The sequence below is a fragment of the Nocardia sp. NPDC003726 genome, assembly GCF_053586955.1.
Genome location: NZ_JBSFNF010000003.1, coordinates 289,564 through 310,291, shown reverse-complemented (window position 1 = coordinate 310,291; position 20,728 = coordinate 289,564). Strand labels below are relative to the sequence as shown.

Below are 20,728 nucleotides of genomic sequence, written 5' to 3'. Positions count from 1 at the left end.
CGAATGCCCGTTAACCGAAGTAGTCGCTGAGCTGGGCGAATGTGAGGGTTCGGGCGCGCACTGGCGGTGCGCCCGTGGTGAGGAAGAGGAACAGCAAGCTATGCCGATTGCTTCTGATGCCGGGGCCGACCCGGTGCCCGAATACGGCGCATGGCGCAAGGGCGTTGCCGGGGTGCTGGCGAAGGCTCGCCGTGTCGAGGTGAGCGAACTTCCCGAGGAGCCCGAGCGACTGCTCGACGAGACGACCTACGACGGGCTCACCGTCGCGCCGCTCTACACCCGGCGGGATGAACTGCCGGAGCTGCCCCTGCCGGGCGCCTTCCCCTTCGTCCGCGGCCGGGACGCCACCCGCGACGTGCACCGGGGCTGGTTCGTCAGCGCGCGGTTCGCCCAGCGCGACGCCGCGGCGGCCAACCGCGAGATCCTGGCCGGACTGGAGAACGGGATCAGCGCGATCTGGCTCGGCGCGGGCGAGCGCGGCGTGCCGGTGGCGGATCTGCCGACCGCGTTGCGCGGCCTGCTCTTCGAACTCGCCCCGCTGACACTGGACGCGGGCGACGAGGTCGCCGCCGCGGCGGCGCAGGTGTTCACCGCGCTGGACGGCTACACCGCGCCCGCGCGCGAGGACATCCGGGTCTCGCTCGGCGCCGCGCCGCTGACCAGCCGCTTCGCCGGTCTCGCCGACATCGGTCTCGCCGAGGCCGCCACGCTGGCCGGACAAGCGGCCCGGCGCAAGGAAACGGTACGCGCGATCACCGTGGACGGCACCGTCTTCCACGACGCGGGCGCCTCCGACGCGCAGGAGCTCGGCGCGGCCGTCGCCGCGGGCCTGGCCTACCTGCGGTCGATGACGGAGAGCCTGGACATCGCCGACGCGCTGGGACAACTCGAGTTCCGGTTCGCGGCCACCGACGACCAGTTCGCCACCATCGCGAAGTTCCGCGCCGCGAGGCAACTCTGGGCGCGGGTCGCCCAGGTCTGCGGCGCACCGGATTTCGGCGGCGCACCGCAGCACGCGGTCACCTCGGCCGCCATGATGAGTCAGCGCGATCCGTGGGTGAACATGCTGCGCACCACCCTCGCCGCGTTCGGAGCCGGCATCGGCGGCGCCGACACGGTGACCGTGCTGCCGTTCGACGTCGCGTTGCCGCCCGGTGAGCTCGGCGTCTCGCAGGCGTTCGCCGACCGCATGGCCCGCAACACCCAGCTGCTGCTGCTCGAGGAATCGCACCTCGGCCACGTGGCCGACCCCGGCGCGGGATCCTGGTACGTCGAAGACCTCACCGCCGCGCTGGCGGCGAAGGCATGGGGGTTCCTCCAGGAGATCGAGGCGGCGGGCGGCTACCTCGCCGCGCTGGATTCCGGTCTGCTCGCCGAGCGCGTCGCCGAGACGAAGGCCGCGCGCGACACCGACGTCGCGCACCGCAAGACCGCTGTCACCGGTGTGAACGAGTTCCCGAATCTGGCCGAGCAGCCGCTGTCGGAGGCGGCGCGGCAGGCCGGCCGGGTCGCTCGCTACGGCGCGGCGTTCGAGCAGTTGCGCAACCGTTCCGACGCCTACCTCGCCGAACACGGCGCGCGGCCGAAAGCGCTGCTGGTGCCGCTCGGTTCGGTGGCCGAGCACAACGTGCGGGTCACCTTCATCGCGAATCTGCTGGCTTCGGGCGGCATCGAGTCGATCAATCCAGGGCCGCTCACGGTGGAGGCGATCGCCGCGGCGGCCACCGAAGCGGGAGCGCCGATCGCGGTGCTGTGCGGCTCGGACAAGCGCTACGAATCCGAAGCCGGTGCGGCGGTGGAGCAACTGCGTGCCGCCGGCGTGCCCACCGTGCTGCTGGCCGGTGCGGCGAAGGCCGTCGCAGGCCTGGACGACGCGCAGCGCCCGGACGGATTCCTCGCCGCGCGCATCGACGCCGTCGCCGCGCTGTCCGGCCTGCTGGAGAAGGTGGGAGCCTGATGACTACTCGTGAGATCAAGCACGTGATCGGCAGTTTCGCCGACGTGCCGCTGGCCGAGGGCGCACCGGAGCCCGCCGCGGTCGACGCCGCGCAGGTGACGGAGTACGTGCGCGCCGCCGCCGCGGCCAACCGGTACGCCCCCGAGCAACTGGTGTGGTCGACCCCCGAAGGCATCGACGTGCCGCCGGTGTTCACCAAGGCCGACCGGGACGCGATCGCGGCCGAGGGGTATCCGCTCGACAGCGTGCCCGGCGTCGCGCCGTTCGTGCGCGGGCCGTACCCCACCATGTACGTCAACCAGCCGTGGACCATCCGCCAGTACGCGGGTTTCTCCACCGCCGCGGACTCCAACGCCTTCTACCGGCGCAACCTGCAGGCGGGCCAGAAGGGTCTGTCGGTCGCGTTCGACCTGGCCACGCACCGCGGCTACGACTCCGATCATCCGCGGGTGCAAGGTGACGTCGGCATGGCGGGCGTCGCCATCGACTCGATCCTGGACATGCGCCAGCTGTTCGACCACATCCCGCTGGACCAGGTCAGCGTCTCGATGACGATGAACGGCGCGGTGCTGCCGATCCTCGCGCTGTACGTCGTGGCCGCCGAGGAGCAGGGCGTCGCGCCCGAGCAGCTGGCCGGAACCATTCAGAACGACATTCTGAAGGAGTTCATGGTCCGCAACACCTACATCTACCCGCCGAAGCCATCGATGCGGATCATCTCCGACATCTTCGCCTACACCAGCGCGAAGATGCCGAAGTTCAACTCGATCTCCATCTCCGGCTACCACATCCAAGAGGCCGGCGCGACCGCCGACCTGGAGCTGGCCTACACCCTCGCCGACGGCGTCGAGTACATCCGGGCGGGCATCGACGCGGGCATGGAGGTCGACAAGTTCGCGCCGCGGCTGTCGTTCTTCTGGGCCATCGGCATGAACTTCTTCATGGAGGTCGCGAAGCTGCGCGCCGGGCGCCTGCTGTGGAGCGAGCTGGTGGCGAAGTTCGACCCGAAGAACACGAAATCGCTGTCGCTGCGCACCCATTCGCAGACCTCCGGCTGGTCGCTCACCGCGCAGGACGCCTACAACAACGTCGCGCGCACCTGCATCGAGGCGATGGCCGCCACCCAGGGCCACACCCAGTCGCTGCACACCAACGCGCTCGACGAGGCGCTGGCGCTGCCCACGGACTTCTCCGCCCGCATCGCCCGCAACACCCAGCTGCTGATCCAGCAGGAGTCCAACACCACCCGCCCGATCGACCCGTGGGGCGGCTCGTACTACGTCGAGTGGCTGACCCACCAGCTGGCCAACCGCGCCCGCGCGCACATCGCGGAGGTCGAGGCGCACGGCGGCATGGCGCAGGCGATCGGCGAGGGCATCCCGAAGCTGCGCATCGAGGAAGCCGCCGCGCGTACCCAGGCGCGCATCGACACCGGCCAGCAGCCGGTGATCGGCGTCAACAAGTACCAGGTCGAAGAGGACCAGCAGGTCGAGGTCCTCAAGGTCGAGAACTCGCGGGTGCGCGCCGAGCAGATCGAGAAGCTGCGGCGCCTGCGCGCCGAGCGCGATCCCGACGCGGTGCGGCGGGCGCTGGCCGAATTGACCCGCGCCGCGGCCTCTTCCGAGGGCGGCATGGCCAACAACCTGCTCGCGCTGGCCATCGACGCCGCGCGGGCCAAGGCCACCGTCGGGGAGATCTCCGATGCGCTGGAGCAGGTGTACGGCCGCCACCAGGCCGAAATCCGTACGCTTTCCGGGGTGTACCGCGACGAGGCAGGGAAGGTCACCAACATCACCAAGGCGAGCGAGCTGGTCGAGGAATTCGCCGAGGCCGAGGGCCGCAGGCCGCGCATCCTCGTCGCGAAGATGGGGCAGGACGGCCACGACCGAGGCCAGAAGGTGATCGCCACGGCCTTCGCCGACCTCGGCTTCGACGTCGACGTGGGCCCGCTGTTCCAGACCCCGGAAGAGGTGGCGCAGCAGGCGGCCGACAACGACGTGCACGTCGTCGGTGTGTCGTCGCTGGCGGCCGGCCACCTCACGCTGGTGCCCGCCCTGCGGCAGGCGCTGGCCGATGTCGGGCGCCCCGACATCATGGTCATCGTCGGCGGCGTCATCCCGCCCGGTGACTTCGACGAGCTCTACCAGGCGGGCGCGGCGGCGATCTTCCCGCCCGGCACGGTGATCGCGGACGCGGCGATCGACCTGCTGAAGAAGCTCGGCGCCGAACTCGGTCACGAACTCGGCAGCGGCGCCGCGGATTCCGCCGCGACGGAATGAGCGAAGCGGGTTCCCCGGCGCGCGACACCCCGACCGGGCCCGCGCGCCGGGCGATCGACGTCGACGCCCTCGCCGCCGCGGTCCGCGCCAACGAGCGGGCCGCCTTGGCGCGGGCGATCACCTTGGTGGAATCCACCAGGGCCGATCACCGGGCGCTGGCGCAGCAGCTGCTGCTGAAGGTTTCGCCCGAGGCGGGCGCGGGCGGCGCGCCGTCCAACCGCGTCGGCATCACCGGCGTTCCCGGCGTCGGCAAGTCGACCTTCATCGACGCGCTCGGCATGTACCTGATCGAGCGGGGGCACCGGGTCGCGGTGCTCGCGGTCGATCCGTCCTCGACCAGGACCGGCGGCTCCATCCTCGGTGACAAGACCAGGATGGCGCGGCTGTCGGTGCAGCGCGACGCCTACATCCGGCCTTCCCCGACGGCCGGCACGCTGGGCGGCGTCGCGAAGGCGACGCGCGAGACCATCGTGCTGCTCGAGGCGGCGGGTTACGACGTGATCCTGGTGGAGACCGTCGGGGTGGGCCAGTCGGAGGTCACCGTCGCGAACATGGTCGACGTGTTCTGCTTCCTGACCCTGGCCAGGACCGGCGATCAGCTGCAAGGCATCAAGAAGGGCGTGCTCGAACTCGCCGACCTGGTCGCGGTGAACAAGGCCGACGGCAAGCACGAGGTCGAGGCCAGATCCGCGGCCCGGGAACTGGCGGGCGCGCTGCGCCTGATCCACCCGCACGACGCGCTGTGGCGGCCTCCGGTGCTCACCATGAGCGGATTGGAAGGCATCGGCCTGGACCGGTTCTGGGACACGGTGCTGGAACATCGCCGCGTGCTCACCGACGCCGGGGAGTTCGACGAGAAGCGTCGCCGCCAGCAAGTGGACTGGACCTGGACCATGGTGCACGACCAGCTGCTGCGAAGGCTCGCGGACAACCCGCAGGTGAAAGCCATTCGCGCGCAAGTGGAAAAGCAGGTCCGCGACGGCACCCTCACCGCCGCGCTCGCGGCCGAGGAACTGCTGAACGCCTTCGACGGCCGCTGACCCGCCAGGACGCCGATCCGGCGCGCCGCGACGACGGTCAGCGGCCGGCAGGCCAGTAGCTGGACGACGACCAGGATCGACTTCGAATCACGCCGATATTCGAACACACATTCCCGCGGTCGTGGTGTTCGCCTCTGCGGTCATCCGATGCCGGCTCGGCGCAGCTGTTCGGCCACCTGCTCCAGTCCGTCCCTGATCAGCTGTCCGTACTCGTCGTCGCCGAGCGCGCCGATCGTCTCCCGCGCACGCTGGAGGTGCTCACGAGCACGATCGAGATCGCCCAACTTGCGATAGCACTCACTCAGATTGAGGTGAAGCGAGGGACGCAGGCCGGCCACCGGAAGCGACACCCCCGCTTGTGCGACCCGCGCATCGGTGATGAGGTCGGCGGCCGCCAGCGCTCGCTGGTCCCAGATCAGCTCCTCGTGCACGTCGTCTTGCACGTCGGCCATCGCGTGCGCGAGCGTGCAACGCTGCAGGGGGTCCCCTTCCTCGCCGCCGATCTCGTCCCAGATCTCGGCGAACTGGCGACGAGCGGCCTCCCGCTCGCCGCTGTGGCTGAGCTGCACGGCCTGACCGATCCGGATGAGCGTCGGATCCGTGATCATTCGAGGCTTCCTTCCCTGCACCATCTTGCGACAGCGGCCGTATCGCAGCTTTGCGGCCGGATAGCGTTGGCCTCCAAGTAAATACGGTCAACCTAGCAGCGATGATCCGATTTCGGCTACCCAGGTGTGGCAACCCGAGCCGGTCGAAACCGGCTATGCGAGGCCGAACAGCGCCGCCCCGTTGTGGTGACAGACCCGCCGCAACCAGTCGTCACCCAGATCGAGCCGTTCGAGCGCCTCGATCGAATGACCATAGGAATGCGGGATGTTGGGGAAGTCGCTACCGAACAGGATGCGGTCGGCGAAGGCGCGCAGCCTGGCGTGCTCGTGCACCGGGAACGGAGAATCGGCCTCGGAGAAATCGGTCCACACCATCGTGGTGTCCAGCCGCACGTCGGCGTACGTCTCGGCCAGATCGAGGAATTCGGAGTACTCCGGCGTGCCCATGTGCGCGACGATCAGGCGCAGGCGCGGAAAACGCCGCAGCACGCCGGCGATCGGTTCCGGCCCGGTGTGCGTTCCCGGTGCGGGGCCGGAACCGCAATGGATGACGATCGGGACGCGCGCGTCCTCCAGCAGGCCCCACACCGGGTCCAGCAGCGGATCGCCCGGATGGTAGCCGCCGACTTGGACGTGTGCTTTGAAGACGCGGGCGCCGCGCTCGACGGCCTCCCGTACGTAGCTCGCCGCCCGCGGTTCGGGAAAGAACGTGGCGGTGTGCAGGCAATCGGGGGTGCGCGCCGCGAAATCGGCGGTCCATTCGTTCAACCACGCGGCCATGTCCGGCTTGTGGGGATACACGAGAGCGGTGAACGCGCGAACCCCGAAGTCCCGCAGCGTCTTCAAGCGAACCTGCTCGTCGGCGCGATAGGTGATCGGCCAGGTGCGGCCGATCAGCGGGCCCGCCGAGTCGAAGTACGCCCACACCTTCCGCAGGACCTGGTCCGGCATGAAATGCGTATGGACATCGATGATCCCGGGCAGCCCGAGCCGGTCGCGGAATCCGGACAGGTACGTCGTCTCGTCGGCGTCGCTCATCGGACCTCCTGCGTCGCGGGCGGATGCACCGTGCACGCGAGGTCGCCGACCCGCGCGATCAGTCGCTCGAAGAACAGCTCCTGGTCGGTGCCGATCACGATATCGGCGTTGGGCTCCCGGCCCCACATGCCCGTCCAGTCGGCGACCGTGGTCGCGCGAGTGATGGTGCCCGCCAGTTCGACGTCCACCGTCGCCGGGCGGGTGCGGGCCAGCGCCGGGTCCAGCGCCACCGCGGCCGCGAACGGATCGTGCATATGGGCCAGGTAGCCCAAGTCGTAGCCGTGGTGGAAGTCGAAGTAGAACCGCACGGCATCGGTGACGTACCGGACGATCGGATTGCTCGCCGATGAACGGGCCTCGGGCGGATCGGCAGGGGAGACGACCTCCACCGGGTAGCTCTTCGCGCGTTCGGCGAGGCGGACCAGATGCTCGGGCCGCATCTCGATGGTCTCGGTGATGTCGAGCGCGCACACGATCGGCCGACGTTGGGCGGGGGCCGCGGCGAAGGCGTCGAAGACCTCCTTGGCGGCCTCCGGGTCGACGTGCACGTTCCACTCGTTGGTCGGTGTCGTGTTGCCCGGGTGGTTGAACGCGCCGCCCATGATCACCAGGCGGTTCAGCAACAGCGGCAGCTCGGGTTCGATCCGCAAGGCGAGCGCGAGGTTGGTCAGCGGCCCGGTGCACAGGCCGACGATCTCGCCGGGATGCGCGCGCACCAGATCCGCCCACATCCGCGCGGCCGATCGCGGCGAAAGGCGGCGAGGCGACGGGGGAAGTTCGGCGTAGCCGATGCCCTGGGGTCCGTGCGTGTCCTCGGTGGTGCGCAGCGGGATCGCGAGCGGTTCGGCCGCGCCGAGCGCGACCTCGATGTCCGGCGCGTGACAGACGTCCAGCCAGGCCAGATTGTTCGCCGCCACCTGCGCCGCCGCGACGTTGCCCGCGGTGGCGGCGATCCCGGTGATCTCGGCCTCGGGGGAGCCGAGCAGGTACAGCAGCGCGAGCGAGTCGTCGATGCCGGTGTCGACGTCCAGGAGGATCTTCTGCCGCACGGCACGAGACTAGCGAGCGGGGGCGCCGGTGTGACGCCGAGGTGTCGATAGCTCGGTGATCGCAGGTGATAGGACATACGTCTAGTACGTATGTCTAAGACGTTGTAGCCTCGGTACATGGGAAATCGCGAGGATCTGCTGGCGGGAGCACGGAAAGTCATCATCGAGCGGGGCGTCGCCAAGGCGACCGCCCGCGACATCGCCTCGGCGGCCGGGGTGAGCCTGGCGGCGATCGGCTACCACTTCGGCTCCAAGGACCAGTTGATCACCGAGGCGCTGACCGACTCGCTCGGCACCGCGATCGGTGACAGCATGGAGCGGAAGATTCGCGAGGGCGGCGGCGCCGCGCCGCTGGCGGCGTTCGCCGCGCTGTGGAACGGCATGCCCGCGGTGTTCGCCGAGAACCACGACAGCATGCTGGCGAGCATGGAGAACCTGGTCCGCGTCGCCCGCTCGCCGCAGTTGCAGAAGTTCTTCGCGCAGAGCCTGCCGGGGGCCTACCGGGACATCGCGGACGCGCTCAGGCAGGCGCACCCGCGGCTGAGCGAGGACCAGGCCGAGGCGATCGCCGAGCTGTATTTCGTGCTCGTCCAAGGGCTCGGCGTGCTGCGGACCATCGCGCCGGAAGCGAACCTCCCGGACGGCGACCGCCTGGCACAGGCGGTCGCCGCACTGACCGGGGGCGAGGGCTAGCGGCCCGTTCGACGACGGAATCCCCGCGGCGCCCCGGCCGGACGGCTCAGTGCGCGGGCAGTGGCCAGGCCGGACGGTCCCCGCCGTAGGCGGGCGCGGGCCAGGCGTAGTCGGAGTATTCGGCGAGCACGGGCGGCGCGGTGAGGACCTGCCCGTGCCGTACCCCCAGCGCCGCGTTCGGCTGCGCGGCCCCGGGGTGACGCGGTGTGCGGTCCGGCGCGCCGAGCAGCCAGGACGCGGTGCGGGCCAGGGCCACGCGCACGTCCCGCCCGGCACCGTCCTGGCTACGGGCGACCAAGGCGTCGATCACACCGGCGGCGAGCAGATAACCCGACGCGTGGTCGAGCGCCTGCGCGGGCAGCGCGCCGGGTACGGAGGGCGCGCCCTCCAGGATCGAGATGCCGGACGCGGCCTGCACGATGCTGTCGAAGCCACGCCGCTCACCCCACGGACCGGATTCACCCCACGCGGACACCCGCCCGTGGATCAACCCGGCGCGGGCGGCTGCCCGTACCCCGGCGCGTTCCAGCGCGCCCGGCCGGTATCCGGTGATCAGCACATCGGCGGCGGCGATCAGGTCATCGATGCCGTCGGTGCGCAGATCGACCAATGTCGAGCGCTTGCCCTGACAGGTGTCGGCGAACTGCCAGGGGATCTCCGGCATCTGCGGCGGGTCGATCCGCAACACCTCCGCGCCGAGCAAGGCCAGCGCCCGCGTGGCGACCGGGCCCGCGATCACCCTGGTCAGATCGAGCACACGCAATCCACGCAGCGGCTGCAACGGTGTCGCGCCCGCGGGTAGCCCGGCCTCCCCGCGGTCGGCGCGCGGGTCGATCGCGACCAACGGGCCCGCCGCCGCTGCCTGTCCCTCCGGGCTCGCGGTCCACTCCTGCTCGGTGCGGACCCGGACGGCGATCGCGCCCTGCGCGGCGGCCAGGTTCTCCAGGTCGGAAGCCCGGATCATGGCCATCTGGGCGACGGCCAGGTCGACGGGTGCCGAGTCGGGCAGGCCGAGCGCGGCGAACAGCCGAGCCCGGTGATGGGGATAGTTGGCGTGCGTGCGGACCCATCCGTCGAAGGTCGGGAAGAAGCCGGAGAGCTCGGCGAACGGTGTCGGCACGCGGTCGCCGATGCGCAACAGCCGCTCGCTGGAGAAGGCCGCGGTGATGCGCTCCGGATCGATGCGATGCGCCACGTGCTCCAGACCGCGTGCGGCGCGCATGCGGTTGGCCGCGGCGGTGAGCGCCGCGACCGAACCGGCGGCGAGCGCCCACACCGGCAATGTCGCGGCGAGATTGCTACCCGGATCCGGCGCGGGGGAGATGCGCGAGGCGGTGACACCGATACCGGCCTCGTAGTCCTGGACGAGCCGTGCGTGCGTGTTCACTCGCTTCAGCCTAGTTGCCGTCGCGGCGAACTCGGGCGCCGTGGTCACCGCGACCACGGCCGGTGTGGACCTCGGTCGCCGTGCCGCGGCGTCGTTCTGTGGCGTCACCTGCGGTGATTCGTGTCGGAGCCCAGCGGGCCTCGCGCGCGGGCGCGAGGCGACTCGATCCGGCGGTGCGGTCGCCGCCAGGATGGCGCGCTCGTCCGGGTCTGGCCCGCCGGGTCGCTCGGACGGCGACCACCGATTCGCCCATGAACGCCGCCGAGGTAGCGGGTGGAATGCTGACGAGCGCGGGCGTCCGCGCGGATGCTTCCTGGTTCCCCGCGCTGGACCGGAATTCGACACTGCTCGTGCGAAACAGTCTGTGCGAGCGCTTTTCTCGCCAGTGAGGATAGTGGCGGGCGCGGAACCGGAGGCTTCGGCCAAGATGTCCCCATGCTGCACCGCAGCACCCGGCGCGGTGACGCCGCGCCGATCCGACGACTCGCCCGTCACGTGCGGGCAGAGGGGCAGAACACGGCCGGTCGTGCCGCATCGCGGCGCGGCGGCCGTAGGTGAGGTCGACGATGACGAACGTCTACGCCGGAAGCGCGGAATACACGGTCCCGGCGATCAGGAAGAAGCCGGGTTCTGCCGCGCGGGAGCGGGTTCCGGTCTTCGGTATCGACCTGCGGCCGCGCGCGGCTCTGCTGCCCGACCGGGTTCGCACCGCGCCCATCACCCTCGACTACGAGCTGATGGCCGTGCAGGACGCGCAGAACGCCGGATACCTCCGGGAGATCCAGGACCTCGCCGCCGAGCGCGCGGCGCTCGGGACCGCCGGTCACGACCAGGCGACGCGATTGCGCGTGCGCCAGCTCGAGGCGGCGCTCGCCGCGGCGGCGACGGACGCGATCGCGGCGGGAGTCGCCGCGGACGACGTCGATCGCGCGCGGGAGTACGGCCGCGCCGGCGCCTACTGGGCCGACCACCCCGCACACCGCTACCTCGGCCGGATCGCGCAGCTCACCGACGAAATGGATTCTCGCTCAGCGGAATTGGCCGACTGTCGGCAGCGGATCATCGAACTCGAACAGCGGCTCTCCCAAACCGGCCCCGGCGAGGTCTGAGCCGTTCGGCACGCCTGGCGCCGTAGCAGCCTCCGCGAACAGTGCCCGCGTCGGTACAGAGATCCGCTGGCCTTCGTGCCTGAGCGGCCTCGGCGGCACGGATCATGCCGCGGATCCCATCGAGCCGGATGCCGCAGCGCCGCCAGTGCGGTTGTGTGCTCGGCCCGATCGGCCCCGGCGGGCATGCGTCGATCGATCCGCCGCCAGCGCCTTCGTCGCGGCGGTCGTCCTGACCGGTGACGCGGACGCGTTCCCCCTCCGACCGAACCCGGGGATCACGACTTCGGCACCGCTGGGTCGGATTGTGATCGCGGCGCGCCGATCGCGGTCATACCCGGCCGCGGTGACCTCGGGTTCGTGGCGGCTTCGACCCGGTCCGGCGGCCGGGGCGACTACCGTGGTCTGGTCCGGCCGCGCGGCGGGACCGGCGACCGAAGGGAGATCGAACGTGGCAGGCGGCGACACCGGCTCGGAGTGGTTGCGGACCCTGCGCTCCGCCGCGAACGCGCGGCATCACCTGCTGTGCTTCCCGCCGGGCGGGGGCTCGGCCACGGCATACCGGGATCTGGCCCAGCGGTTCGGTGCCGGCGTCGAGGTCTCCGCGGTCCAGTACCCCGGGCGGCAGGACCGGTTGGGTGACAACCTGATCACCGACCTGATCACGCTGGCGGATCGGATCGCTCATGCGGTGCTCGCGCAGGACCGCAAGGAGCCGCTGTCGTTGTTCGGGCACAGCATGGGCGCGACCGTGGCCTTCGAGACCGCGCGCGAACTGGAGCGCGCCGGCCGGCCGGTGCACCACCTGTTCGTATCCGGCCGCCCCGCACCGGCATTCGAGGAGACGAAGCGGCTGCACCTGGCCTCCGACGACGCCCTCATCGACGACCTGGTGCTGCTGGCCTCCGATCCGGCTCCGCTGGAGATGCTGCGCGCCGAGCCGGGCCTCGCCGAACTCGTGCTGCCCGCCGTGCGCGCGGATTACCAGGCGGTCGAGACCTATCGCTATCAGCCGGGAGAGCCGCTGCGCGCCGATATCGCGGCGCTGGTCAGCACCGAGGACCCGACGATGCGGCCCGAACAGGCCGACGAATGGCGAGCGCACACCAGCGGCGGATTCGACCGCGCGACGTTCCCCGGCGGGCATTTCTATCTGGACGAGCACGGGGCGCAGGTGGCCGAATTCGTGGGCCGTCACCTCGGCGCCTGAGCACCCGTGGTCAGCGCGGTGCGTGCGCACCGGCCGGGGCGGCCCGTCGGCGCAGCGCCGAGACGTAGCCGAGCCAGGACGCCACCACCAGCGCCGCTACCGTCGCCCGCACCAGTCCGAGGGCGCTCTCGGGGTAGATCACGCCGGTGAGATAGTGGTCGATGAACCCGCTCGACGGCAGCCGCTGCTCCCCGGCGCGCTCGCGGGCCCAGTTCTCCAGATGCGTGAGGGGACAGTCGAAGCCGAACACGATCGTGCTGAAGCCCCAGCAGACCGCGAGCAGGTGCAGCCAGATCGTGCGCCCGAAGCGCCACGCGAGGAATCCGCCGACCACCACGTAGGCCACGAAAGCGAAATGCGTGACGGCGGTGGCGTCGGCCAACAGCCGGTACAGCACGCCTCCAGCGTAGCCTTCCCCGGCGCGGCGGAGCCCGTCTCGGCGGCTACCACGGGGAGGGCTGGTAGTCCTTGAGGAAGCAGCCGAACAGATCGGTGCCGTTCTCACCCTGCACGATGGGGTCGTAGACCCGCGCCGCACCGTCGACCAGGTCCAGCGGCGCGTGGAAACCCTCCTCGGCGAGGCGGAGCTTGGTGTAGTGCGGGCGCTCGTCGGTGATCCAGCCGGTGTCGACCGCGGTCATCAGGATGCCGTCCTGCTCGAACATCTCCCTGGCGCTGGTGCGGGTCAGCATGTTCAGCGCCGCCTTGGCCATATTGGTGTGCGGGTGTCCAGGGCCCTTGTACGCGCGGGAGAACTGCCCTTCCATGGCGGAGACGTTCACGACGTACTTCCGGCGCGCCGCGGCGGCGGCCATCGCCGGGCGCAGACGGGAGACCAGGATGAACGGCGCGACCGAATTGCACAGCTGCACTTCCAGCAGTTCGGTCGGATCCACTTCCGCGACGGTCTGCACCCAGCTGTTGGTGTGCGCGAGGTCGGGCACCAGGCCGCCCGCGTCGATCGCCACGCCGCGCGCGATCCGATCCGGCGTCGCCGACCCGGCGACCAAGGCCAGTTCGGCGACGTCGGCGGCGGTCAGCGCCGGGGTGAGCGAGGCGGTCAGCGCGGTGGGGTGCGCCTGCATGGTCTTGCCGAAGCTGACCACTTCCGGCAGCGCGCCCGCGGGCAGCGGTCCCGATTCGGCCTCGACCAGGGCGCTGTAGGCGCCGGGGGAGCGGCGCACCGTCTGCGCGGCGTTGTTGATCAGGATGTCCAGCGGGCCCTGGGCGGCGACGTCGTCGGCCAAGGCGACCACCTGGGCCGGATCGCGCAGATCGATGCCGACGATGCGCAACCGGTGCAACCAGTCGGCGCTGTCGTCCATCGCGGCGAAACGGCGGATGGCGTCGTTGGGGAAGCGAGTGGTGATGGTGGTGTGCGCGCCGTCGCGCAGCAATCGCAGCGCGATGTACATCCCGATCTTGGCGCGGCCGCCGGTGAGCAGGGCCCGCCGCCCGGTCAGATCGGTGCGGGCGTCGCGTTTGGCGTGGCTGCGCGCCGCGCACTCCGGGCACAGCTGGTGGTAGAAGGCGTCGACCCGGGTGTAGCGCTGCTTGCAGATGTAGCAGGGGCGCGGGCGGATCAAGGTGCCAGCGCTGGCTCCGTTCGTGCTCGAACTGATCGGGATGCCCGCCGTCTCGTCGTCGATCCGGTTCGGTGAGCCGGTCGCGGTCGCGGCGACCACCGCGCGATCGGCCGCCGACACCGCCGCGCGCGCATCGGAGCGGCGCCGCTGCTTGAGCTTCTTGAACATGTGCCCGACCGCTCGCTGCACCGCCACCGAGTCGGGGTGATCCTTCTCCAGCGCTCCGGCCTGCTCCAGGACCCGAAGACAGGTCGCGAGGTCCTCGGGATCAATCATGCTCTCGGCCATCGGGGGTGCGGACATCCTTCATCGAGCTGGGCAGACGACCGGCCCATTGTCGCAAACCCGCCCACCCGGTCAGCCACGCCCCGGCCGGTAGGCCCCGCTCAGTTGCTGCGCGGGGTGATCGCCGCGCGGTCGGCGCGCAGATCGTCGACGAAGTTGGCGATCGCCTCCGCGACCAGCAAGGGCTCGGTGATCGGCAGCCAGTGATCCGCCGGGACGGCGCGGCGCCACAGCTTGTCGACCCAGCGCGCGGAGGCGTCGTAGACGGCCGCAGGGACGAACGGATCGGTGGTGTCGACCAGCAGCTGAACCGGCACCGCGGTCCGCCGTACCCGCGGCGTGCCCAGGTGATGCAGCAGATTCGCCTGCGCGATGCGCGCGCCGGCGAGCAGATCGCCGCGCCAGGTGGGCGCGATCCGCGCGGGCAGCGGCGCGACTGCGCCGAGCCTGTCCACGAGCAGGGCGCGCACCCGGGGCGGGGTGAGCCTGCGGGCCATCGGACCGGGCCTCAGCGCCCAGCGCGCGCCGTGCAACCACCAGCCCGGGTCGCGGAGTTCGCGGGCCGCGTGGGGCGCCAGCGCGCGCAGCCACAGGCCGAGATGATCGAGATTCGGGCCCGCGATGGCGGTGAAGGAGGCGATGCGGGTCTTGGCCCGCTCGTCGCAGACCGCTTCCCACAGTTGCACCGCGCCCCAGCCGTGGCCGCACGCGTGCACCGGCCGGTGCGGGCTGGCGGCGTCGAGCACCGCGAAGAAGTCCTCGGCCAGCGTGCCGAGGCGATACTGCGCCAGTGCTGCCGGAACGGCCGATTCGCCATGGCCGCGCACGTCGTAGGTGATGACCCGGAAGCCGTCGGTCAGCAGGGCGGCGACCGTCGACCACACGCGATGGGTATCGGTCAGTCCGTGCACCAGCACCAAGGGCTCCCCGACGGCATCACCCCATTCGAAGACGGCGAGTTCGGCCCCGTCGCGGTCGACCGTCCAGGCGCGGTCCGGCCGGGGCGTTTCGGTGGTGTCGAGCAGTTCGGTCATGTCCTTACCTCATTCGCTGCCGGCTACCGATCCGATGACACGTCGCCGTCGTGCCCAACGTCAGTAATTCCGATACGGACACTACGAAGGATTGACCCATGGAGGGAAAGGTGAAACGCCCGAATATGGCGCAGCTCACCACCGGTGACGCGGCACGGGCGGCGGTCTTCCCGGCCGGCCGTCGCACCGCCCGCCTCCGCTTCCGGCCGGGCCTGGTCACCCGGAGGGGCGAACGGCGGCGGCGACCGCACGCCACTTGTTGACAACTCGCCAATAGTTCGGGAATCTGGGGCGGAAACCGGCACGGGGCCGGACCGGAGCTAGCAAAGGATCGAGCGATGGCGCGCGCGGCGTGGAGTGACGACGAGGTCGAGGCGGTACGAGACCTGGCGAAGACCTTCTTCGAGAAGGAGGTCGTGCCCCATGAGGAGAAATTCGTCGCCCAGGGGCACCCTGATCGCGCGCTGTACAACCGGGCGGGTGAACTCGGCCTGCTGTGTCCGGCGATTCCCGCCGAATACGGTGGCGGCGGCGGCACCTTCGCGCACGAGGCCGCGATCATCGAGGAGCAGGCGCGCGCCGGGGACGGATCGATGGGCATCCCCGTGCACAGCTCGATCATCGCGCCGTACCTGTACGAGTTCGGCTCCGAAGAGCTCAAGCGGCGGGTGCTGCCCAAGGCCGCCAGCGGCGAGATCGTGCTGTCCATCGGCATGACCGAGCCGGGCACCGGATCGGACCTGCAGAACATCAAGACCCGCGCGGTACGCGAGGGCGACGAGTACGTCATCACCGGCTCGAAGATCTTCATCACCAACGGCTGGCTCTGCGACGGCATCATCATCGCCGCCAAGACCGACCCGGCCAAGGGAGCGGCCGGTGTCTCGCTGATCTTCGCCGAAGTCGGCGACGACACCCCCGGCTTCAAGCGCGGGCGCATCCTCAACAAGATCGGCGGCAAGGCCCAGGACACCGCCGAGTTGTTCTTCGACGGCCTGCGGGTGCCCGCGTCCAACCTGCTCGGCGCCGCCGAGGGCCAGGGCTTCTACCAGATGATGCAGATGCTCGCGCAGGAACGCCTGGTCACGGCGATCATCGCGGTCGCCATGATGGAGAAGGCGGTGCAGCTCACCGTCGACTACACCAAGGGCCGCGAAGCGTTCGGCAAACCGCTGTTCGCGATGCAGAACACCAAGTTCGAACTCGCCGAGTGCGCGACCATCGCCAAGGTCTCGCGCACCTTCCTCGACGACTGCATCGGCAAACACCTGCGCGGCGAACTCGATATTCCCAGCGCTGCCATGTCGAAGTACTGGCTGACCGATCAGCTCGGTATCGTGGTTGACCGCTGCCTGCAACTGTTCGGCGGCTACGGCTACATGACGGAGTATCCGATTTCCCAGCTCTACACCGGCGCCCGCGTCCTGCGCATCCTCGCGGGCAGCAACGAGGTGATGAAGGATCTCATTGCCCGGTCTCTCTGACACCAGGAGCGCGGCCGCGGACGGTGGCGCCGACCCGGCGCTACCGCGCCGCCGCAGGCTCGAACCCGACGAGCGGCGCGCGCAGATCCTCGCCTGTGCGATCGAGATGTTCGGCGAGCGCCCCTACGCGGCCGTCTCCACCGCCGAGCTGGCGCAGCGCGCCGGTGTGGCGCGCGGTCTGATCAACCACTATTTCGGCAACAAGCGCGATCTCTACCTCGCGGTGGTGCGGCGCATGGTGACGTTGCCCAAGCTCGACACCATGGTGGTGCCCACCGGCAGCTGGCGGGAGCGGGTCGACGCCAGTGTGCGCTGGCTGCTGGACACCATCGCCGAGCACGGCAGCACCTGGGTGAAGGTGACCAGCCACGAGGGCGTCGGCGACGATCCCGAAGTGCAGCAGATCCTCGACGCCGCCGACGACGCGGCGGCCGAGCGTCTGCTGCTGATGGTCGGCCTCGCCGATTCCGCGCACGACGCCGAACTGCGCGCGATGGTGCGCGCCTACGGCGGGCTGGTCAAGGTCGCGGGCCGGGAATGGATCACCCGCGGCACGCTCACCCGCGCGCAGGTGCACGAACTGCTGTGCGACATGTTGCTGACGCTGGTCACCGAATCGCTGCCCAAGGTCGACCGCAGGCAGTGAGCTCGCGCCGTCGGTGGCGAATCGGGCGCAGGGCGCGCGGTACGAGGTGATGTCCGGCGAACCGGGGCCGTCGCCGGTGATTCGCGGCGCCGCGCTCACCTGTCCCGGCGACGCAGAACCTTGGGGAGCCCTACTCGGCGCGGGAGGGACCGGCGTTTGTCTTCGAGCAAATCTTCGGCCCCAACGCGCCACCGCGGAGTAGCCCGCCCGGTCGACGTCGTCTTATCCGCCACGAATCTTCCTCGGAAGGCTGCGGTCAGGACGGTGGCCTGTCGACCAGCATGGTCCCCGGCTAATACATTCGCGCGAGTTGCGGCACCATGGTTATCACGGCCCGATCACAAGAATTGGACACTTCGAATCAACTTTTCGCCGTGCGCGCCCTATTCTGTGTCGGTATATCGGGGCGGGTCCGGGCAGTCCGAGGTTCCTGCGCGGTGTGTTGGTGTGGAGAGGGACCTGAATGACACGGGCAGAACGGCGTGATACTGATCGCTGGCCGCAGGCGCAGCCTGCGGATCGCTGGTCGGAGCCCGAGCCCGACGGCGGCTGGGACGACGAGGACGAGCGCTGGCCCGAGCAGCCGCCGAGCCGCCGCAGGACCGGGCGACTACGGGTGGAGATCCCGCCGATCGTCAATCCGTACGCGATCGTCGCGCTGGTGGCGGCGCTGCTGGGACTGTTCCCGGTCGCCATCGTGTTCGGCTTCATCGCCTTCAGCCATCCGCGCGGCCGGGTCATGGCGATGTTCGCGTTGCTGCTCGGCGTCGCCGAGATCACCGCGGTGGCCGGGTTCGTGCTGTTCAGCGGCAACTGGCTGCCGGACGTGATGAACCGCCGAGCCGTGGTCGCGCCGACGCCTGTCGCGTCGATTCCCACGACCGTCGAGCGGCCGGTGGCGACGACGACGGCGGCAGCGCCGAGCCCTGCCGTGACCACTCCCGCGACGCCCCAGGGACCGGTCACGAAAGGTTCGTCGTGCACCGAGGCGCAGCTGGGTCAGATCGGCAGCGCCGCCGACGGCGGCACCATGATCTGTCTCAGCACCTCCGGGGGCTACCAGTGGGCGGGCCCGCACGTCGTCGCGACCGCCGTGCAGCAGGCTGGTTCGAAGTGCGACGCCTCGGGCGCGAAGACCGGGCGCACCGCCGACGGCCGAGCCCTGGTGTGCGAGGTGAGCGGCCGCAGCGGCACCTGGGTGCTGTGGACCGAGTAACGCTCGCTATTCGGCCTTCCTGGCGCGGCTCGGCTGCACCCTGGGCGGCTCGTTGGGCATCTTCGGGTATTGCGGGGGCCACGGCGCGTCCATGAGACCGGCCGCCATATCCCGTTCGGACATCTCCAGCAGCGGCGCGATCGACTGGGGCGCGCGGTCGGCCCACGGGTCGCCCGATTCGGCGTAGCGGGGCGGGACGGTCGCGATGGTCAGCTCGTCGGGCACAACCGAATCCAGATCCGCCCAGCTGATCGGCGTCGAGACCTGCCCGCCGACCTTCGGCCGCACGCACCAGGCGCCGAAAACCGTTTTGTGCGGCGCGTTCTGATTGAAATCGATGAAGACCCGGTTGCCGCGTTCTTCCTTCCACCACTGCGCGGTGATGTCCTCCGGATACCGGCGCTCCAATTCGCGCGCCAGCGCCACCGCGGCGGCCCGCACCTGATAACCGTCCCATTTCGGTTCCAGCGCCGAATACAGATGCAAGCCGCGCGACCCCGAGGTCTTGATCCAGGATTCGATGCCGAGTTCGGCGAGTAGATCCCTGGTGCGGATCGCGGCGTGCCGCAGATCGGCGAAGGTGATCCCGGGCGAAGGATCGAGGTCGATGCGCAGTTCGTCGGAGATCTCCAGATTGTCGGCGCGGTTGGGCCAGACGTGGAACCCGAGGCACCCCTGGTTCACCGCCCACAGGATGTGGGCGAGATCGTGGGCGACGAGCGCGTCGCTGGTGGTGCCGTTGGGTGTGGACACCTCCACGGTGCGCAGCCAGTCCGGCGCGGATTTCGGCACCCGTTTCTGGAACCAGGATTTGCCCGACGCCCCGTCCGGATACCGCTCCAGCAGCAGTGGCCGTCCGCCCACCACGTTCAGGAACGGTTCGGCGACGGCCTGGTAATAGCGCACCAGATCGAGTTTCGTCTCGCCGCGCTCGGTGAAATAGACCTTGCCCGGATTGCTGATCGTGACGGTGCGGCCGTCGGTCTCGATGTCGACGGACTCGGTCATCGCGCGGCGCTTTCGCCGAACAGCGTGCTCAATTCCGCGGGCGCGACCTCGTCCAACTGCGCGTAGGTGCACGACTGCGGCGTCCGGTCGTTGCGGAAGCGCACCAGCCTGCCGCCGTGGCGCAGCCGTCCCGACTGCACGTGCTCGTAGCGCACTTCCGCGACCAGCTCCGGGCGCAGCGCCTCCCAGGACAGGTCCTTGCCACCGGTCCAGCGGCTGACGCCCCCGGGCATCTTGCCCTCCGCCGCCGCTTGCGCCGCGGCATCGGCCCAATCCCGCCAGGGATGGTCGGCGAGCGCGTTCTCCCGCAGCGGCGCCAGCTCCTCGACCAGCTCCTTGCGCCGGGCCGCGGTGAAACTGCTGGCCACGCCGACGTGGTGCAGGCGGCCCTCGTCGTCGAAGAGTCCGAGCAGCAGCGAGCCGACCCCGGCCCCGTCCTTGTGCCAGCGGAAACCCGCCACCACGCAGTCGGCGGTGCGCTCGTGCTTGACCTTCAGCATGACCCGCTTGTCCTGGAGATAGGCCAGGTCGTCGGATTTGACCATCACCCCGTCGAACCCCGCGCCCTCGAAACGGGTGAACCAGTCCTCGGCCACGTCGGGATCGTGGGTGAGCGGAGTCAGGTGCACGCGCGCGAGCGCGGTGTCCAGGATCGTCTCCAGCAACCGCCTGCGTTCGACGAACGGCTCCCCGGTCAGATCCTTGTCGCCGAGGGCGAGCAGATCGAAGGCCACGAAACTGGCCGGCGTCTCCGCGGCCAGCTTGGCGACCCTGGAGGCGGCCGGATGCAGGCGATTCTGCAAAGTGTCGAAATCCAGCCCCTGCTCGGTGACCACCACGATCTCGCCGTCCACCACGCAGCGGTCGGGCAGCGCCTGCTTCAGCAACTCGGCGACCTCGGGAAAATACCTGGTCAGCGGCCGGTCGTTGCGCGAGCCGAGCTCCACTTCGCTGCCGTCGCGGAACACGATGCAACGGAAGCCGTCCCATTTGGGTTCGTAGCTCAGACCGGGCTCGCGGGGCACCGCGGACACGGATTTGGCCAGCATCGGCCGCACTGGTGGCAGCACCGGTAGATCCACGCGATCCTCCTCGGGGTCGA

Annotated in this window: 18 protein-coding genes; 9 read left to right on the top strand and 9 right to left on the bottom strand. The window is 70.2% G+C overall.

Translation table 11 applies throughout. The annotated features are described in order from the left end of the window. Positions 1-100: 100 nt before the first annotated feature. Genes ACWDMM_RS06210 through meaB form a run of 3 tightly spaced genes read left to right on the top strand, consistent with a single transcriptional unit; the run spans position 101 to position 5,276 of the window. Positions 101-1,957, top strand: coding sequence for a methylmalonyl-CoA mutase family protein (locus ACWDMM_RS06210; RefSeq protein ID WP_449936267.1), 1,857 nt, complete (start codon positions 101-103; stop codon positions 1,955-1,957). Continuing rightward, on the top strand, positions 1,957-4,236 hold the full coding sequence (gene scpA / locus ACWDMM_RS06205) for a methylmalonyl-CoA mutase (protein ID WP_195079037.1): 2,280 nt from the start codon (positions 1,957-1,959) through the stop codon (positions 4,234-4,236). The genes ACWDMM_RS06210 and scpA overlap by 1 nt, the downstream gene beginning before the upstream one ends. After that, entirely contained in the window at positions 4,233-5,276 is a 1,044-nt protein-coding gene (gene meaB, locus ACWDMM_RS06200) for a methylmalonyl Co-A mutase-associated GTPase MeaB (RefSeq protein WP_449936263.1), read from the top strand. Before scpA ends, meaB begins: the two co-directional genes overlap by 4 nt. Positions 5,277-5,416: 140 nt before the next feature. Here the strand turns inward: meaB and ACWDMM_RS06195 are convergent, their stop codons facing one another. From ACWDMM_RS06195 to ACWDMM_RS06185, 3 genes are all read right to left on the bottom strand, one after another. Beyond that, positions 5,417-5,884, bottom strand: coding sequence for a tetratricopeptide repeat protein (locus tag ACWDMM_RS06195; protein ID WP_195079039.1), 468 nt, complete (start codon positions 5,882-5,884; stop codon positions 5,417-5,419). A gap of 153 nt (positions 5,885-6,037) precedes the next feature. Continuing rightward, positions 6,038-6,922 carry an amidohydrolase family protein gene (locus ACWDMM_RS06190; RefSeq protein ID WP_449936259.1) on the bottom strand — a complete coding sequence of 295 codons (885 nt, stop codon included), beginning with the start codon at positions 6,920-6,922 and terminating at the stop codon, positions 6,038-6,040. Continuing rightward, positions 6,919-7,971 (bottom strand): nucleoside hydrolase, encoded by a 1,053-nt coding sequence (locus ACWDMM_RS06185; RefSeq protein ID WP_449936257.1) that lies wholly within the window; start codon positions 7,969-7,971, stop codon positions 6,919-6,921. Before ACWDMM_RS06185 ends, ACWDMM_RS06190 begins: the two co-directional genes overlap by 4 nt. Before the next feature lie 117 nt (positions 7,972-8,088). Here ACWDMM_RS06185 and ACWDMM_RS06180 point away from each other — a divergent pair, with 117 nt between their 5' ends. Further along, the gene (locus ACWDMM_RS06180) at positions 8,089-8,664 is read left to right on the top strand and encodes a TetR/AcrR family transcriptional regulator (protein ID WP_195079042.1); all 576 of its coding nucleotides are present in this window, start codon (positions 8,089-8,091) and stop codon (positions 8,662-8,664) included. A 46-nt stretch (positions 8,665-8,710) separates the two neighbouring features. Here ACWDMM_RS06180 and ACWDMM_RS06175 read toward each other — a convergent pair whose 3' ends face one another. Continuing rightward, positions 8,711-10,051 (bottom strand): CoA transferase, encoded by a 1,341-nt coding sequence (locus tag ACWDMM_RS06175; RefSeq protein ID WP_195079043.1) that lies wholly within the window; start codon positions 10,049-10,051, stop codon positions 8,711-8,713. A gap of 566 nt (positions 10,052-10,617) precedes the next feature. Here ACWDMM_RS06175 and ACWDMM_RS06170 point away from each other — a divergent pair. Both ACWDMM_RS06170 and ACWDMM_RS06165 read left to right on the top strand, forming a co-directional pair. Next, a complete protein-coding gene (locus ACWDMM_RS06170) occupies positions 10,618-11,160 on the top strand; it encodes a hypothetical protein (protein ID WP_195079044.1) in 543 nt (180 codons plus the stop codon). A gap of 448 nt (positions 11,161-11,608) precedes the next feature. After that, the gene (locus ACWDMM_RS06165; RefSeq protein WP_195079045.1) at positions 11,609-12,367 is read left to right on the top strand and encodes a thioesterase II family protein; all 759 of its coding nucleotides are present in this window, start codon (positions 11,609-11,611) and stop codon (positions 12,365-12,367) included. A gap of 10 nt (positions 12,368-12,377) precedes the next feature. Here the strand turns inward: ACWDMM_RS06165 and ACWDMM_RS06160 are convergent, their stop codons facing one another. The 3 genes from ACWDMM_RS06160 to ACWDMM_RS06150 all read right to left on the bottom strand — a co-directional run bounded on the left by ACWDMM_RS06160 (position 12,378) and on the right by ACWDMM_RS06150 (position 15,272). Next, positions 12,378-12,764, bottom strand: a complete 387-nt coding sequence (locus ACWDMM_RS06160) for a DUF2784 domain-containing protein (RefSeq protein ID WP_195079046.1) — start codon at positions 12,762-12,764, stop codon at positions 12,378-12,380. 46 nt (positions 12,765-12,810) lie between these two features. Further along, positions 12,811-14,241, bottom strand: coding sequence for an SDR family NAD(P)-dependent oxidoreductase (locus tag ACWDMM_RS06155; RefSeq protein WP_357208773.1), 1,431 nt, complete (start codon positions 14,239-14,241; stop codon positions 12,811-12,813). 98 nt (positions 14,242-14,339) lie between these two features. Next, positions 14,340-15,272 carry an alpha/beta fold hydrolase gene (locus ACWDMM_RS06150; protein ID WP_449936252.1) on the bottom strand — a complete coding sequence of 311 codons (933 nt, stop codon included), beginning with the start codon at positions 15,270-15,272 and terminating at the stop codon, positions 14,340-14,342. A 338-nt stretch (positions 15,273-15,610) separates the two neighbouring features. Between ACWDMM_RS06150 and ACWDMM_RS06145 the strand changes: the two genes are divergently transcribed. The 3 genes from ACWDMM_RS06145 (at position 15,611) to ACWDMM_RS06135 (ending at position 18,618) form a co-directional block, all read left to right on the top strand. Next, complete coding sequence (locus ACWDMM_RS06145) at positions 15,611-16,756, top strand: acyl-CoA dehydrogenase family protein (RefSeq protein ID WP_195079049.1); 1,146 nt, start codon at positions 15,611-15,613, stop codon at positions 16,754-16,756. Continuing rightward, the gene (locus tag ACWDMM_RS06140; RefSeq protein ID WP_195079050.1) at positions 16,740-17,402 is read left to right on the top strand and encodes a TetR/AcrR family transcriptional regulator; all 663 of its coding nucleotides are present in this window, start codon (positions 16,740-16,742) and stop codon (positions 17,400-17,402) included. The genes ACWDMM_RS06145 and ACWDMM_RS06140 overlap by 17 nt, the downstream gene beginning before the upstream one ends. Before the next feature lie 463 nt (positions 17,403-17,865). Next, complete coding sequence (locus ACWDMM_RS06135) at positions 17,866-18,618, top strand: DUF4190 domain-containing protein (protein WP_449936250.1); 753 nt, start codon at positions 17,866-17,868, stop codon at positions 18,616-18,618. A gap of 6 nt (positions 18,619-18,624) precedes the next feature. Here ACWDMM_RS06135 and ligD read toward each other — a convergent pair whose 3' ends face one another. Both ligD and ACWDMM_RS06125 read right to left on the bottom strand, forming a co-directional pair. Continuing rightward, positions 18,625-19,626 (bottom strand): non-homologous end-joining DNA ligase, encoded by a 1,002-nt coding sequence (gene ligD, locus ACWDMM_RS06130; RefSeq protein WP_195079052.1) that lies wholly within the window; start codon positions 19,624-19,626, stop codon positions 18,625-18,627. Further along, a complete protein-coding gene (locus tag ACWDMM_RS06125) occupies positions 19,623-20,708 on the bottom strand; it encodes an ATP-dependent DNA ligase (protein ID WP_195079053.1) in 1,086 nt (361 codons plus the stop codon). Before ACWDMM_RS06125 ends, ligD begins: the two co-directional genes overlap by 4 nt. Positions 20,709-20,728: the final 20 nt, after the last annotated feature.

Coding starts and splice junctions, on each gene's coding strand:
- ACWDMM_RS06195 (WP_195079039.1), bottom strand. CDS start 5,884: ATGATCACGGATCCGACGCTCATCCGGATCGGTCAGGCCGTGCAGCTC.
- ACWDMM_RS06155 (WP_357208773.1), bottom strand. CDS start 14,241: ATGGCCGAGAGCATGATTGATCCCGAGGACCTCGCGACCTGTCTTCGG.
- scpA (WP_195079037.1), top strand. CDS start 1,957: ATGACTACTCGTGAGATCAAGCACGTGATCGGCAGTTTCGCCGACGTG.
- ACWDMM_RS06210 (WP_449936267.1), top strand. CDS start 101: ATGCCGATTGCTTCTGATGCCGGGGCCGACCCGGTGCCCGAATACGGC.
- ACWDMM_RS06180 (WP_195079042.1), top strand. CDS start 8,089: ATGGGAAATCGCGAGGATCTGCTGGCGGGAGCACGGAAAGTCATCATC.
- ACWDMM_RS06150 (WP_449936252.1), bottom strand. CDS start 15,272: ATGACCGAACTGCTCGACACCACCGAAACGCCCCGGCCGGACCGCGCC.
- ACWDMM_RS06170 (WP_195079044.1), top strand. CDS start 10,618: ATGACGAACGTCTACGCCGGAAGCGCGGAATACACGGTCCCGGCGATC.
- meaB (WP_449936263.1), top strand. CDS start 4,233: ATGAGCGAAGCGGGTTCCCCGGCGCGCGACACCCCGACCGGGCCCGCG.
- ACWDMM_RS06135 (WP_449936250.1), top strand. CDS start 17,866: ATGACACGGGCAGAACGGCGTGATACTGATCGCTGGCCGCAGGCGCAG.
- ACWDMM_RS06145 (WP_195079049.1), top strand. CDS start 15,611: ATGGCGCGCGCGGCGTGGAGTGACGACGAGGTCGAGGCGGTACGAGAC.
- ligD (WP_195079052.1), bottom strand. CDS start 19,626: ATGACCGAGTCCGTCGACATCGAGACCGACGGCCGCACCGTCACGATC.
- ACWDMM_RS06190 (WP_449936259.1), bottom strand. CDS start 6,922: ATGAGCGACGCCGACGAGACGACGTACCTGTCCGGATTCCGCGACCGG.